This window comes from Streptomyces sp. Edi4, from assembly GCF_040253615.1.
Lineage (GTDB): Bacteria > Actinomycetota > Actinomycetes > Streptomycetales > Streptomycetaceae > Streptomyces.
In genome coordinates, this window is record NZ_JBEJGY010000004.1 from 96,575 (window position 1) to 110,303 (window position 13,729).

Annotated in this window: 14 protein-coding genes; 8 read left to right on the forward strand and 6 right to left on the reverse strand. The window is 69.9% G+C overall.

The window, feature by feature from the left end; all coding sequences use genetic code 11:
• Positions 1 to 4 precede the first annotated feature (4 nt).
• From ABR738_RS02645 to ABR738_RS02655, 3 genes are all read left to right on the forward strand, one after another.
• Positions 5 to 1,576, forward strand: a complete 1,572-nt coding sequence (locus tag ABR738_RS02645; RefSeq protein WP_350228317.1) for an aldehyde dehydrogenase family protein — start codon at positions 5 to 7, stop codon at positions 1,574 to 1,576.
• Positions 1,573 to 2,679 (forward strand): NAD(P)-dependent alcohol dehydrogenase, encoded by a 1,107-nt coding sequence (locus ABR738_RS02650; protein ID WP_350228318.1) that lies wholly within the window; start codon positions 1,573 to 1,575, stop codon positions 2,677 to 2,679. The genes ABR738_RS02645 and ABR738_RS02650 overlap by 4 nt, the downstream gene beginning before the upstream one ends.
• An 82-nt stretch (positions 2,680 to 2,761) precedes the next feature.
• A complete protein-coding gene (locus tag ABR738_RS02655; protein WP_350228319.1) occupies positions 2,762 to 3,721 on the forward strand; it encodes a class I SAM-dependent methyltransferase in 960 nt (319 codons plus the stop codon).
• Positions 3,722 to 3,798: 77 nt separating this feature from the next.
• On the opposite strand, the gene ABR738_RS02660 is transcribed toward ABR738_RS02655, so the two are convergent.
• Positions 3,799 to 4,851, reverse strand: coding sequence for an aldo/keto reductase (locus ABR738_RS02660; RefSeq protein ID WP_350228320.1), 1,053 nt, complete (start codon positions 4,849 to 4,851; stop codon positions 3,799 to 3,801).
• A 105-nt stretch (positions 4,852 to 4,956) separates the two neighbouring features.
• Here ABR738_RS02660 and ABR738_RS02665 point away from each other — a divergent pair, with 105 nt between their 5' ends.
• Positions 4,957 to 5,586 carry a TetR/AcrR family transcriptional regulator gene (locus ABR738_RS02665; RefSeq protein ID WP_350228321.1) on the forward strand — a complete coding sequence of 210 codons (630 nt, stop codon included), beginning with the start codon at positions 4,957 to 4,959 and terminating at the stop codon, positions 5,584 to 5,586.
• Positions 5,587 to 6,434: 848 nt separating this feature from the next.
• Here ABR738_RS02665 and ABR738_RS02670 read toward each other — a convergent pair.
• From ABR738_RS02670 to ABR738_RS02680, 3 genes are all read right to left on the reverse strand, one after another.
• The gene (locus ABR738_RS02670) at positions 6,435 to 6,959 is read right to left on the reverse strand and encodes a hypothetical protein (protein ID WP_350228322.1); all 525 of its coding nucleotides are present in this window, start codon (positions 6,957 to 6,959) and stop codon (positions 6,435 to 6,437) included.
• Positions 6,960 to 7,264: 305 nt separating this feature from the next.
• A complete protein-coding gene (locus ABR738_RS02675) occupies positions 7,265 to 7,567 on the reverse strand; it encodes a hypothetical protein (RefSeq protein WP_350228323.1) in 303 nt (100 codons plus the stop codon).
• 278 nt (positions 7,568 to 7,845) lie between these two features.
• Positions 7,846 to 8,712, reverse strand: a complete 867-nt coding sequence (locus tag ABR738_RS02680; protein ID WP_350228324.1) for an SAM-dependent methyltransferase — start codon at positions 8,710 to 8,712, stop codon at positions 7,846 to 7,848.
• Positions 8,713 to 9,038: 326 nt separating this feature from the next.
• On the opposite strand from ABR738_RS02680, the gene ABR738_RS02685 reads away from it, so the two are divergent.
• The 4 genes from ABR738_RS02685 (at position 9,039) to ABR738_RS02700 (ending at position 12,671) form a co-directional block, all read left to right on the forward strand.
• Positions 9,039 to 10,166 (forward strand): carboxylate-amine ligase, encoded by a 1,128-nt coding sequence (locus ABR738_RS02685; RefSeq protein WP_350228325.1) that lies wholly within the window; start codon positions 9,039 to 9,041, stop codon positions 10,164 to 10,166.
• Between the two features lie 446 nt (positions 10,167 to 10,612).
• Entirely contained in the window at positions 10,613 to 11,869 is a 1,257-nt protein-coding gene (locus ABR738_RS02690) for a hypothetical protein (RefSeq protein ID WP_350228326.1), read from the forward strand.
• Between the two features lie 213 nt (positions 11,870 to 12,082).
• Positions 12,083 to 12,295 carry a helix-turn-helix transcriptional regulator gene (locus ABR738_RS02695; protein ID WP_350228327.1) on the forward strand — a complete coding sequence of 71 codons (213 nt, stop codon included), beginning with the start codon at positions 12,083 to 12,085 and terminating at the stop codon, positions 12,293 to 12,295.
• Positions 12,264 to 12,671, forward strand: coding sequence for a hypothetical protein (locus tag ABR738_RS02700; protein WP_350228328.1), 408 nt, complete (start codon positions 12,264 to 12,266; stop codon positions 12,669 to 12,671). The genes ABR738_RS02695 and ABR738_RS02700 overlap by 32 nt, the downstream gene beginning before the upstream one ends.
• 66 nt (positions 12,672 to 12,737) lie before the next feature.
• On the opposite strand, the gene ABR738_RS02705 is transcribed toward ABR738_RS02700, so the two are convergent.
• Positions 12,738 to 13,346, reverse strand: a complete 609-nt coding sequence (locus ABR738_RS02705; protein WP_350228329.1) for a GNAT family N-acetyltransferase — start codon at positions 13,344 to 13,346, stop codon at positions 12,738 to 12,740.
• Positions 13,347 to 13,487: 141 nt separating this feature from the next.
• Positions 13,488 to 13,691, reverse strand: a complete 204-nt coding sequence (locus ABR738_RS02710; RefSeq protein WP_350228330.1) for an MbtH family protein — start codon at positions 13,689 to 13,691, stop codon at positions 13,488 to 13,490.
• Positions 13,692 to 13,729: the final 38 nt, after the last annotated feature.

A 13,729-nucleotide genomic window follows, 5' to 3' on the forward strand; every position in this document is an offset into this window, starting at 1 on the left:
GCGCATGGCGACGTCCGACACCGGCATGCACCCGCCCCCGCAGACATCGTTATCAACGCACCCACCCGCGTCCACGCACCCACCCGCACCGGCGCCCCCACCCGTATCCACACACCCACGCGTAGCCACTCCATCCAGCTCGCCAGGGCCCGCAGCGCCGCGATTCGCCGTCGTCGATCCGGCCACCGGTGAGGCCTTCGAAGAGGCGCCCGACCAGGGTCCGGAGGAACTGGACGCCGCCGTCGAACGGGCCTCCTCGGCTTGGAGGGACTGGCGGGCCGCTCCGGACGCCCGTGCCGCCGCGCTGCTGACCGCCGCCGATGCCGTCGAAGGCGCCGGTGACACTCTCGCCCGTCTGCTCAGCCGGGAGCAGGGCAAGCCGCTCGCCGAGTCGAACGCGGAGATCGCCCGTACGGCCGCCCGGCTGCGGTACTTCGCCGGCCTGACCGACCCCGGCAGCAGACCGATCCGCGACGGGCGGCCGGTGTCCAGCGAGGTTCGTTGGCGCTCGATCGGCCCGGTCGCGGCGATCGTCCCCTGGAACTTTCCCCTACAACTCGCCGCCGCGAAGTTCGCGCCCGCACTGGCGGCCGGCAACACCGTGCTCCTCAAGCCGTCCCCCTTCACCCCCCTCGCGACCCGCCTGCTCGGCGCGGTCCTCGCCGCCGCCCTGCCGCGAGACGTCCTGACCGTCGTCACCGGCCGCGAACCCCTGGGGGCCCAGCTGGCCTCCCACCCCGGCATCCGCCACGTCACCTTCACCGGTTCGGTGGCCACCGGGCGGAGCGTCGCCGCGTCGGCGGCGGCCTCCCTCACCAGGGTCACCCTTGAACTGGGCGGCAACGACGCGGCCGTCCTGCTGGACGACGTCGAGGTGGACCGGATCGCGGACCGCCTCTTCTGGGCCGCGTTCCGCAACTGCGGGCAAGTCTGCATGGCCGTCAAACGCGTCTACGTCCCGGTCCGGCTCCACGCCCAGGTCGTCGAAGCGCTGGCCCAGCGCGCGAGGGACGTGCGGGTCGGGCCCGGGCTCGACCCCGACACCCGACTCGGCCCCCTGAACAACGCCCCCCAGCTCGCCCGAGTCGACGCTCTCGTCCAGCGGGCCCTGGCCGCCGGCGCCCGGGCCGCGTCGGGCGGCCGACGCCTGGAGCGGCCGGGCTACTTCTTCGCCCCCACCGTCCTCACCGACGTCCCGCCGGACAGCCCGGTGGTGACCGACGAGCAGTTCGGGCCCGTCCTGCCCGTGCTGCCCTACCGCAGCCTCGACGAAGCCCTGGACGCGGCCAACGGCACCGGCTTCGGACTGGGCGGCTCGGTCTGGGGCACCGACCTCGACCGCGCGGAAGCGGTGGCCCAACGACTCGAATGCGGCACCGCATGGATCAACCACCACGCGGAACTGTCCCTCGCCCAGCCCTTCGCCGGCGTCAAGGACAGCGGACTCGGAGTCGCCGGCGGCCCCTGGGGTCTCTACGGCAACCTTCGGCCGTTCGTCGTCCACCGCCCCCACAAACACCGTTCCCACGACCACCGGCACGACGACCGCCAGCCCGACGAGGAGGCTTCGCGGTGAGGTTCCGGGCGGCCGTACTGCGCTCCTACCAGGACCCGTTCACGGTGGAGGAGGTGACCCTGCGCACGGCACCCGCCGCCGGGGAGATCCTGGTCGAGATCGCGGGTTGCGGAATGTGCCGCACCGACCTCGCGGTACGACGCTCCGCCGGCCGCAGCCCGCTGCCCGCCGTCCTCGGCCACGAGGGCGCCGGGGTGGTCGTGGCCACGGGCGGCGGGCCGGACACCACGATCGGTGTCGGTGACCACGTCGTGCTCAGCTTCGACTCCTGCGGCCACTGCCACAACTGCCTCGGTGGCGCACCCGCCTACTGTGACTCCTTCGCCTCCCTCAACCTCTTCGGCGGCCGTACTGAGGATCCGGCAGCGCTTACCGACACGGCCGGACGGGCCCTGGCCCCAAGGTGGTTCGGGCAGTCCTCGTTCGCCCAGTACGCGCTGCTGCCCGCCCGCAATGCCGTCCGCGTCGACCCGGCCCTGCCCGTCGAACTGCTCGGTCCCCTCGGCTGCGGCTTCCTGACCGGCGCCGGAGCCGTCCTCAACACCTTCGCCGTCGGCCCCGGCGACACCTTGCTGGTGCTCGGCGCGGGCGGGGTGGGCCTTGCCGCGGTGATGGCGGCCACCGCCGCGGGTGCCCTCACCGTCGCCGTGGACCGCCATCCCGGACGCTTGGCTCTGGCCGAACGGTACGGCGCGCTCGCGCTGCCCGTCGGGTCGACCGGGCTGCCGGAGCGTATCCGGAAGCTGACCGACGGCGGCGCGCGGTACGCGCTGGACACCACGGCCGCGCCCGCGCTCATCAACGACGCGCTCCTCGCCCTGCGCCCCACCGGGAGCCTTGGCCTCGTGGCCCGGCTCCCGACCGCGCTGTCCCTCGAACCGGGCACGCTGGACCGAGGCCGGTGCATCCGCCACATCTGTGCGGGCGACGCCGTGCCATCGCTGCTGATACCCCGCCTCACGGGGCTGTGGCAGAGCGGAAGATTCCCGTTCGACGAGCTCATTCGCACCTACCCGCTGGCCGACATCAATGAGGCCGAACGTGACTGCACGGAGGGACGCGTGGTCAAACCCGTCCTGATCCCGGAGCGAACACACCACTGAACCGGAACCGTGCGCCCCGCCGACAACCCCTGAGCCGCGTCCGGCCCTTCGGGCCGTGCACCCATCGTCTTTTGGAGGACACATGGCCGGCCCGACGACGCACCGGAGCGACGACGACACGGCGGTCCCGACGACCCGGTCAGCAGCTTCAGCGCGTACGGACACCGAGGGCGTTGACGGCGGCGTGGGGTTGACCGCACTGCTGGTCGCGGCGGCACGGGCGATCGAGAGCCATCGCGACGACAGCCTGGCCCAGGACCCCTACGCGGAACACTTCGTGCGCGCCGCCCCGTCGTGCGCCGGCTGGCCGATACGGATCCAGCAGGTGCCCGAAGGCGACGAGGATCCGCTGTGGGGGCGGTTCGCCCGCTACTTCGGTCTGCGGACCAGGGTCCTGGACGACTTCGTCCTCGCGTCCACGGCAGCGGGCGCACGGCAACTGGTGCTGCTGGGCGCCGGGTTGGACACCCGCGCGCTGCGGCTCGACTGGGCGTCGCCGGACTGTGTGGTCTTCGAGGTCGACCGGGCGGGTGTGCTCGACTTCAAGCACCGAGTGCTCACGGACCTCGGGGCCCCTACGAAGGTGAAACGCGTGCCAGTGCCCGTCGACCTGCGCGCGGACTGGGCGGGCGCGCTGACCGCCGGCGGGTTCGACGCCTCGGCGCCGACCGTCTGGCTGGCGGAGGGACTGCTCTTCTATCTGCCCGGCCCCGCGGAGACCCAACTCATCGACACGGTGGACCAGTTGTCCGCTGACGGCAGCGCTTTCGCATTCGAGGCCAAGCTGGAGAAGGACCTGTTGCGGTACCGCGACAGCCCGCTGTACGTGGCGACACGCGAGAAGATCGGCATCGACCTGCTCGACCTCTTCGCCAGGGGACCCCGACCGGACTCAGCGGGCCACCTGTCCGAAAAAGGCTGGTCGACCTCGACGCACACCCCCTTCGACTTCACCCACCGACACGGCCGGGGCCCCCTCCCCCAGCCCAACGACGCGCTGGAGGGCAATCGTTGGGTCTTCGCGCGCAAAGGGCGGGCGTGAGAGTTGGGCGAGGCAACACCCTCCGGTCCGAGTTCGCGATGTGCGCGATTTCGCGCGTCAGTTACGTGACGCTGACGTCACACAGCGGGGGCAGGCGTGACAACTGGCGGGTTGAGGCGGGCGAAGCCTTCCTGGCGCTGGTAGGGGAAGTACGGGTACGGCGCCGTCTTGCCGCTTGCGGCATCGAGCTTCGCCTCCTGGTCGGGCGTGAGCCTCCATCCGACGGCACCGAGGTTCTGGCGAAGCTGGTTCTCGTCGCGGGCGCCGATGATGACGGAGGACACGGTCGGTCGCTGCAACAGCCAGTTGATGGCGATCTGTGGAACGCTTTTGCCGGTCTCCTGCGCGATCTCGTCAAGGGCGTCGACGACTCGGTACAGGTGTTCGTCCTCGACCGGCGGCCCGTAGTCCGCGGTGTGGTGCAGTCGGCTGTTGGCCGGTAGCTGCTGGCCACGGCGGATCTTGCCGGTGAGCCGTCCCCAGCCGAGCGGGCTCCAGACGAGGGCTCCGAGGCCCTGGTCGAGCCCGAGGGGCATCAGCTCCCATTCATAGTCGCGTCCGATGAGGGAGTAGTAGACCTGATGAGCGACATAGCGTGAGTGGCCGAATCTGTCCGCGACCGCAAGGGACTTCATCGCCTGCCAGCCGGAGAAGTTGGAGATCCCGATGTAGCGGACCTTGCCTGCTCGTACGAGATCGTCGAGTGTGGACAGGACTTCCTCGATCGGCGTACCGGCGTCAAAGGCGTGCAGTTGAAACAGGTCGATGTAGTCCGTGCCGAGCCGGCGCAGGGCGTCCTCACATGCGGTGATCAGGCGAGTGCGAGAGGAGCCGGCATCGCCTGGGCCGTCGCCCATCGGCAGACCGGTTTTGGTGGACACGATCACCTGGTCCCTGCGGCCCTTGATGGCTTGGCCCAGCACCTCCTCGGAGGCACCGTTGGAATAGACATCCGCGGTGTCGAACATCGTGATGCCGGCGTCGAGGCAGATGTCCACGAGACGGCGGGCTTCTAGCCCATCACTGGTGCCCCAGGCACCGAACAGCGGCCCCTGACCGCCAAAGGTGCCGGTCCCGAAGCTCAGTGCGGGGACCTTGAGGCCGGATGCGCCCAGCCGCCTGTATTCCATGACTGACCCTCTCTCAACGTCCAACGCATCTAACGGTCCTGGAGTTCCGTTAGTGTGGGACCCAACGTAGCAGGTGCGAGTCATTAACGAAACTGGAGTGCCGTTATGGGTTTTGAGGGTCCGGATCCGGGGACCATCCGGCCTGGCGGACGCACGGCACGGGTGCGGGCGTCGGTGCTGCAGGCAACTGGGGACGCCTTGACGGAGCATGGCTTTGCCCACCTGGATCTCGCCGACATCGCGCGCCGTGCCGAGGTGGGCAAGACCACCGTGTACCGCCGTTGGGGAACGGTGACCGCCCTGGTGGCCGACTTGCTGCTCGACATGGCCGAACAGTCACTGCCGCGTACCGAGACCGGCTCGCTGCTCGGTGATCTCCAGGCCAATGCCCGGCTTGTGCAAAGCACGTTGGCCGATCCGCGGCAAGGGCCGCTGTTCAAGGCAGTGATCGCCGCAGCCACCTGCGAGGCAAAGACAGCCGATGCCCTGCATCGGTTCTACGAGATCCGCGTCAAGGAGTGGGCACCCTGCGTACAACAGGCCATCACCCGGGGCGAGGTGCCCGAGGGCACGAATGCCCACGAGGTGATCCGTGCCGTCTCCGCCCCCCTCTACTACCGCCTGCTGACCAGTAGCGACCCTCTAGACCAAGCCGCCGCAGACCGGGCCGCCGAGGCCGCGGCGGCCGCAGCGCGCGCGGGCGCGTACGTGTTGGGCGACGAAGGTCGCGCGTGACACCGGCTGCCCGCATCTCGGCATGTTCTGGGACTCCACGGCCCAGCGGCGGTAAGAGCGAGTGGGCCCGGGCCCCTTCAACTGCCTGTGCGCCAGATGCCGACATCGGCCTTGGTGCCGCCCGACGAAAGCCACCGCTGGAACAGCACGCCGGGTGCCCTCGGAGTGGGAACTGGGCTGTCCGCCAGGGAGGATGTACGCCAGCGGGGCGATACGGAGCGGGACGTGCGCGGCCGTCGCGGCCCTGACGGGATCGAGGACCGCTCCGCCGACAAGCTACACCAGGGGAACTTCTCGGCTGAGCTGGCGTCCGGAGCGATACGTATGAGGTCGGGAGCGGCCCGGGTGCAGGATGCGACCGGGCGAGGGCGTACGTCGTGGAGGGGTTTCGGTTGGCTCCCGCCGTGTTCGTCCCTCCTTGTGAGACGAGCCCGCCCCTGGATCCCGAAGTGGCGTGAGCCGGGCGCCGGATCGTAGCGATCCGAACCCGGGTAGGGACGCGGGATGTAACGGTCGATGTCGAATGGAGCGCAGGCGAATTCGGATCCCGGGTCGCGGGGGGCCACGCCGACCAGTCCCATCTTCCACCGCGCCATCCTCGCTTTCGCCACGATGCCCCCACGGCGCGGGCTCGCGGCCCGGGACCGATGACCTGAGACCCGGCCCCCGGCGCGGTGCGCTGCGCCCGGAAGACCATCAGCGTGGGACGCCGGCGGCCACGGCACCGGAGTGGCCGGGCGGGCGGAGATCGGGCCGGGCCCTGTCGGATCCACGGGCGTGGCGAGACGCTGGTGACGCCGGCCTGCCCCAGGTAGCCGTCACCACCGGCCCGGGCCCGGCAGTTCGGGTCAGAGCCCTCGTGTCGTCCGGCGGCGGTACGAGCGTGCCGCTATGAGCAGGCCGATCGCCCACACCAGAAACTGCGGGATCCCGTAAATGGTGATCCACGAGCTGAAGACGCTGTCGTCATTCCACTGAACCACGGTCTGGATGGCGGCCCAGACGGTGTACAGGAGCAGGAATACCGAGACCGCGAAGGCTGTACCGGCCAGCATTCGCGGCGGGACCCTTCGTCCCGCCATGAGCGGCACCCATCTCGGGAACACCAGCCCCCACGACCGGACCAGGCTCAACGCCAGGACGCCGCCCAACAGGGCCAGTCCGCTGAGGACGAGGAGGTAGGGCCCGCCTCCCTCGGCGTACCAGTCCCGGAACTTGTCCTTGTCGGCCCACAGCGGAATGCCCAGTGCCCATACCGCGTGCAGTGGGATGAATCCGACAGTCGCGGAGAGGGCGGACGCGTAGGCGGCCCGGACGGCCCGTTGCGGGGGCGGTGAAATGTCGGTTCCTGCGGGAGCGGTGACCTCGGACATGAACTGGGCCTCCTGGCACATGCGTTGGAGCAACGGTTGCTCACGACGCACTGTTCCAAAGGTTCACCGACGACCACATCAACACCAGGTCGCTGCCTGCTCCTGCTCGAGAGCGACCTCTCGCGCCCGCCCCCTCCCCCGCGCGAGGGAACAGGTCTTCAGCCACCGACCAGGACCGGTCGCGGAGGGCGGTACGGGGTCTTACCGCCGAGTTCCAGTGCCCCGAGGGGCGCCGATTTCAAAAGGCACCTCTCGGTCACTGCGGCACACACGGGGTCAGCGTCGCGCGGGCGCCGGCCCCCGGGTCACCGCGCCTCGGAGCAGACGCCCTGGACGGTCACCCAAATGTTGTTGTCGGGGGTGGTGCCACTGGCCACCACCCCGCCGGAGTAACAGCCGTGCGGAAGTTTGTAGTCCGCTTTTGCCCGGGCACCGTCCAGCGAACCGCTGGTCCCGGTGACGTAGACGTAATAGGTGAACGAGTTCGCCGACACCCCTGCCCGCACCGGCGCGGCAGTGGCGGCCGACGCCGGGACGGCCAGTGCCGCCCCGGCCAACAGGGCCACCGCGACTGCGGCGAGTCCGGTCGTCGTGAGCTTTCCGTTCAAGGAATCCTCCCGATCAATAACCGTACGGCGCACGGTAGTTACGCCGTCGGCATGGAACCTAAAGGCCCACCGCATGCACCGCAACAGTCGTTGCGCCCTGTGCAACCAGATGCCGATGCGGGGTCTCTCTTCGAGCCCCGGCGCGGGGGCGGCTCGGCGGCAGGCATCCGGGCAAGTGCGGGCAATGGTGCGCCGGCTGCCGCGCGCCATGACCTCGCCGACGCCACCTCGCACGGCCCGGACCGCGCCCACGACGGGGCTTCGGGACACGTGTTGTGTCAGTTCGCGGGGCGGCTCGCGGTGAAGAGACCCCACCTGAGCAGCCGGCGCCGGGTGATGTCCTCCCACCGGGGCAAGTTGTCCAGCAGGGCGTCGAGGTAGCTCTGGCTGATGACTCCGCGCAGCTCAGGGGCGCGGTGGCGTACCTCTTCGTCGAGGCGTGCGTAGTGGGTGATCAGGTGCTCGGTCAGGTCCTCGAAGTCGGCCTTCATGCCGAGTAGGGCCAGTCGCTCCAGGTAGAAGGACGGTGTCGCCAGGCTCTCCACGCCCAGCCGGGACAGAGCGGGTCGCACGGCCTCAACAGGTGTCGTGGGGGCAGCCATGATGTCCGAGAAGACCAACGCTCCACCCGGTTTGAGCACACGTACCGCCTCGCGCAGAGCGCCTGCCCGGTCGGTCACGTGGCACAGGACTTCCAGGGACCAGACGACGTCGAAGCGCGCGGACTGACCGGGCAAGTCGTTGAGCGAGCGTGTGCGCACCTCGATGAGGTGGTCCAGGCCGCGCCGGGCGTTGGCGGCGCGGTGTCGCCGGTTGTGTTCCGCACTGAGGTCGATGGCCACCACATGGCAACCGAAGCGCTCGGCGAGCGCACGGGCCGAGCCTCCGTACCCCGATCCGAGATCCAGCACCGCCGCGTCGGGGCCGAGCAGGTCCGCGATCCGGTTCGCGGCGTGCCGCACCGTGCGGTGCGAGGCGTCCGCGATCGGCTCCCGCGCATGCGTGTACATCCCGATGTGGATGTCCTCCCCGCCCCACACCGCGTCGTAGAAGGCATCCACGTCGCTGGTCTCGTAGTAACGGCGCGTGGACTCGTCATGGCCCGGAGCGTTGCTGCTGCCGGCGGTCGCGGGGTCATCGGTCATGGCGGGTGGTTTCCCCACGACGGCCGGGCCGACGCGCCCCATACGAGCCAACAACACGCCGCCGGCCCGTTCCCACTTCCGTACGGAAGCGTCGGCGCGCACGACGGATCACAACTGAGCGACGCGATCGCCGACTGGCCACGGAGTCCTGGCGGCACTGCGCCGACGGCGGTGGATGGAGCCCTCGCAGACGTCGCGTCCGCACGGCGGGATTTGGGACAGCCACGGCCGTCGGTCTGTGCCAGGGTGTTGCTGTGCACCATGCCGCCGCAACGGACAGTGATCCCGCGTCTCCCACGTCTCCGGTCCCTGCCACCGACGGGCTCTTGACTGTCGGGGTGGAGGAGGAGTTTCTGCTGGTCGATCCCCGCACCAGGACCTTGGCCCCCGACGCCGAAGCGGTCATCGCGACCGCCCGAGCGGAACTGGGTCCCCGCATCGGCCCAGAACTGACGGCCTATCAGGTCGAGACCCGTACCGACCCGCACACCGACCTCACGGCGCTTGCCGAACAGCTCCGCACGACGCGACTCATCGCGGCACGGGCCGCCGCCGGGCACGGGGTGCGACTGGTGGCCAGTGGAGCCCCGGTCCTCGCGCCCCCCGGCGCGCCGCCCCTCATGTCAGGCGAGCGCTATGCCCGCAGTTCGGCCGTGCACGGCGCCCTCGACGACGAGGAAGTCGCCTGCGCCTGCCACGTCCACATCGGCCTGAGCGACCGCGGCCAGGCACTCGCGGTGAGCAATCACCTGCGCACATGGCTGCCCGCCTTGACCGCGCTCACAGCGAACTCCCCCTTCTGGGCCGGCCGCGACACCGGACACGCCAGCTGGCGCAGCGTCACCCGCCACCGCTGGCCGGTGAGCGGACCGCCACCGCTGTTCGCCTCCCTCTCGCATTACGAGGACCTGGTCGCCGCTCTCGTCGCCACCCGGACCTGTCCCGACACGGGCGGCATCTACTGGGACATCCGCCCTTCCCACACGCACCCCACCCTGGAGATCAGGATCGCCGACACGCAACCGACCGTGGACGACACGGTGCTGCTCACCGCGCTCATCCGGGCTGCCGCCGTCACCGCCCTGCGGGAAGCCAGGAGTGGCCGTCCCGCGCCCCAGCCCGACCCGCAGCTGCTGCGCGCGGCCTGCTGGCGTGCCGCGCGCGACGGCCTCACCGGGACCGCCCTGAATCTCACCCACCACCGTCTCGAACCGGCGCGTGCCCAACTCCGCGCTCTGCGGGACTGGGTCGCCCCCGCGCTGGCGGCCCACCCCTCGGACGCCCGGACCGTCGACGCCCAACTCCGCCGGATCGAAAGGACCGGGACGGGCGCCCAACGACAGCGCGCCGCCCACGCCCGTCGACACACCTACGAGGATGTCGTCGACACCCTCATCACGCAGACCGTTGCCCCGCCCGGTTCAGGAACGCAGGCTGGTTCGACGGGGCCCTGACGGAGAGCTCACTCCTTCCCCTGGTGGCGGGGGCAGCGAGAACATCGGAGCCCACATGGTCAGCAGTCCGCCGGTCACGTACGGGAGGGTGGCGGCGAAGGCATGGGCGACGACGGTGCCACCGTAAGGGAACCAGCCCAGCGCACTGACCACCCGCCACGGGATGAAAACGAAACGGGTTTTCGGGCGAACTGCGGCGCAGGACCGTGCGCCCGCCGCGCCTGACGAAGGCCAACGCCGGACTGCCCGCCTCCGACGATGGTCGGGTCGACGGCTGCGCACGCAGGGGCGGAATAAGCCCCTCCATGATCCGTCTTGGCCCGTTGCGGGCTCACACCACCACCCCTGCGGCCGCTACGTTCAGGTTTTGACCGATCACACACCGCCAGGGGGAAAGGGCACCGATGCGCCCCACAAGACACGTCAGTCACTTAGGTAAAACGCTCATGGCCTGCGCGGCGTCCGCCGCCGTGGTCACCGTGGGACTCGCCGTCTCACCGGCCGCCGCCGCACCCACCGCACCACCCACCACACCCGCCGCCTCCGCGCAGGCCGAGCCCGGGGGCGCCTGCACGGCGGCCGACCTCGGCACACGGCACCCATACATCAAGTCCTCCGAAGTGACCCCGACGATCACCCACTTCAAGGGCTGGTACGTCACCAGCGGCTCGACCGGCACCCAGACCGTCAACACCTCCGTGCAGACGACCATCTCGGTCACCGTCGGCGTCACCGGCAACGTCGAAGGCGGCTTCGGCGTCGAAACCCTCGGCAAAGTCGGCGCGAGCCTCGGCCTGAACGTGCAGGTGAACTACACCTCCACCAGCAGCGCTTCGACGTCCGTCACGTGGAACTTCACCAACCCCGGCTATTACGGCCTCTACAAGGGCACCAAGAAGGTCACCGGTACGTACGGCAGCCTCAACTGCAACCGGGTCCAACAGGGCGACGGCAGTTGGGCGCTGAAGTGGATCGAGGGGGCCGACTCGGGCAGTTACACCACCTTCACCACCCTCGAAGAAGGCGCGGTGCGCTGCGAGGACAACGTCCCCGCCAACAGCATCATGCGCAAGGCGCAGGACCTCCTCGACTGCGGCTCCGCCACCGCGACCGCGAAGCACGCGGCCGGGCCGGTCCCCTCGGCGAAGGCCGACAAGGCCAGGCAGGAAGCCACGAAAGCCAGCAAGGCCGTCACGGCCGACAAGAGCGTGAAGGGCGTCGGGAACCCGGCCCCGGCCGCGCGGGCCGCCGCACTGGACTGCCAGCCCGCCGTCTACCGGATCGACGTCCCCGGCAAGCCTCTGAACTGGAGCGCACCACTCCTGGCCAACGACGGAGTCCGCCTGCGTGAATCCAACTTCTTCAGCGCCCACCTGGACAACTGGCGGCTGTGCAATGTGACGGAGCGCAACGGGGTCGTCGAGGCGTCCCTGTGGAACTGGGGCAACGGCGGATGCGCGACCATCCCGTCGGACATCGCCAACCAGGAGCAGGCGTATCTGACCACGGCCACCTGCGCTCAGGACGACCTCCAGCGGTTCTACATCTACCGTGACGTGCCCGGCAGCTCGAAGATCGGCGTGCAGAACAAGTACACCGGCTCCATGATGGGCCACGACCGTTACGCGGACGGGGAGTTGATCCGCCAGTACTCAAGCGGCCGCCAGGACGGTACGGGTACGTACACCCTGACCGGAGTCTGACGGCCCCTTGCCCGTGAGTGTGGCCCCGCACGTGGATCCCCGGCTTCCCGGCCCCGTGCGGGGCCTTCCGCGTCTCTGTCCCGAGACCGGTCTTGCGGCGTCCGGCGCCCGTGGCCGCGGCATGGGTGTGATGCCCGGGCGCGGCCGTGCGAGGCCCATCGCCCTGTAAAGCAAGCTTGACACCCCCTGTGGGGTGACAAGTAGGCTTTACATATGCGGAACAGCGTCAGAGAACTGCGGTCATCACGAGGGCTCTCCCAAGGTCAATTGGGCGCGGCCCTCGGGGTCTCACGGCAAACGATCAACGCCATCGAGACCGAGCGATACACCCCGTCCCTGCCGCTAGCCATATCCATGGCCAAGTTCTTCAAGGTCAGCGTCGAGGAGATGTTTCATGTCGAAGACAGCACAGCGGATGGCGCCTGACACAGCCGGGCGGGCCGTCCCCGGATTATTCCTCGCCGTGGGGGTGGCCTGTCTCGTGGCTGCGGCTGTCGGCGGCCACCTCGCCCTCGGTCTGGTGACGTTGGGGATTCTGGCGGCGTGCAGTCTTGTCCTAGCGCTGCTGGGACGCCGGAGCGAGACCTATCAGGGCCTCACGGCAAAGTCTCCCGACGAGCGCTTCGCCCGGATCGGAGGGCTGGCCTGGGCCGGCACGGGCATCGTGCTGACCGTGGGCAATCTCAGTGCCTTCCTCGGCGAGTTGGCATCCGGGCGGAGCGGCGATCCGTACTTCTGGTTCGTGGCCACTGCCGCCCTCTCCTACCTCGCGTTCGTGGCCCTGTTGTCCCGGCGCACCTGAGAAACCCTCGCCTCTGGCGGCACAGGACCACGGCGGTCAGCCGACCCGGTCGGTGCGGGCGCCGGGTCAGTGCGGTGAGGTCCCGCTCCCGGCGTCCTGCGATGCCGGTACCTGCGCCGGTACGGGTGCCGGTACTGGTACGGGGGCCGGTACCGCTGCGGGCGACGACGTACGTATCGTGGGGATCGACACCATCTTGGTCGTCGATCCGTCGTCACCGACCACGTCGCGGACGTATCGGAAGCCCAGCCGCTCGCACATCGCCAGGCTCGCGGTGTTCGCCGAGCCGACCATGCCCCAGACTTCGTTCAGACCGAGGTTTTCGCCCGCGTGTCTCAGTAGTCCCGTGACCACTTCTCCGCCCAGGCCCCGGCCCCAGTACGCGGGCAGGAGCGCGGCCACCAGTTCGTGACCTGGGACGTTGCCCGTCTTCTTCACTTCCGCGTGACCTACGTACACGTCGTCCTGCCACACACCCCAGACGTCGAACCTCCGCTTCGGGTACACCTCGGTCAGAATTCCGGTGAACAGCGCGCGCAGGTCGGGTTCGGGCACGAGGTCCTGCCCCATCCACCTGCACACCTCCTCGTCACGCAGCAGCGCGACGAAGTGGTCTTCGTCCTGGCGCCGGTAGGGGCGGAAGTGCAGGCGGGCGGTGTGCAGTTCGGGGGTCATGGCGGGCTCCTCGGTGTCGGCGCGCGGGCAGGCCGGGGGCGGTGGGGCGCCGAGGCCGTGGGTGAGAGCTCACGTGGGGGGAGGGCGGGGTGGGGGCCGGACCGGGCATACCGGTCCGGCGCCGCCCCGCCTGCCGGGGCGTCAGGCTCCGGTGTTCTCCATGCGCTCGCGCAGGCTGCGGGGACGCATGTCGGTCCAGACCTCGTCGACGTACGTGGTGCACTCGGACTCGGTCCCCTCCTTGCCGACGGGCTGCCAGCCGGCGGGGACCTCGATGTCGACGGGCCAGAGGGAGTACTGCTCCTCGTCGTTGCGCAGCACCTGGTAGCGGGTGTTCTCGTCCATGGGTCGTTCCTCCGTGGTGGTGGGGCGTGTGGTGGGCG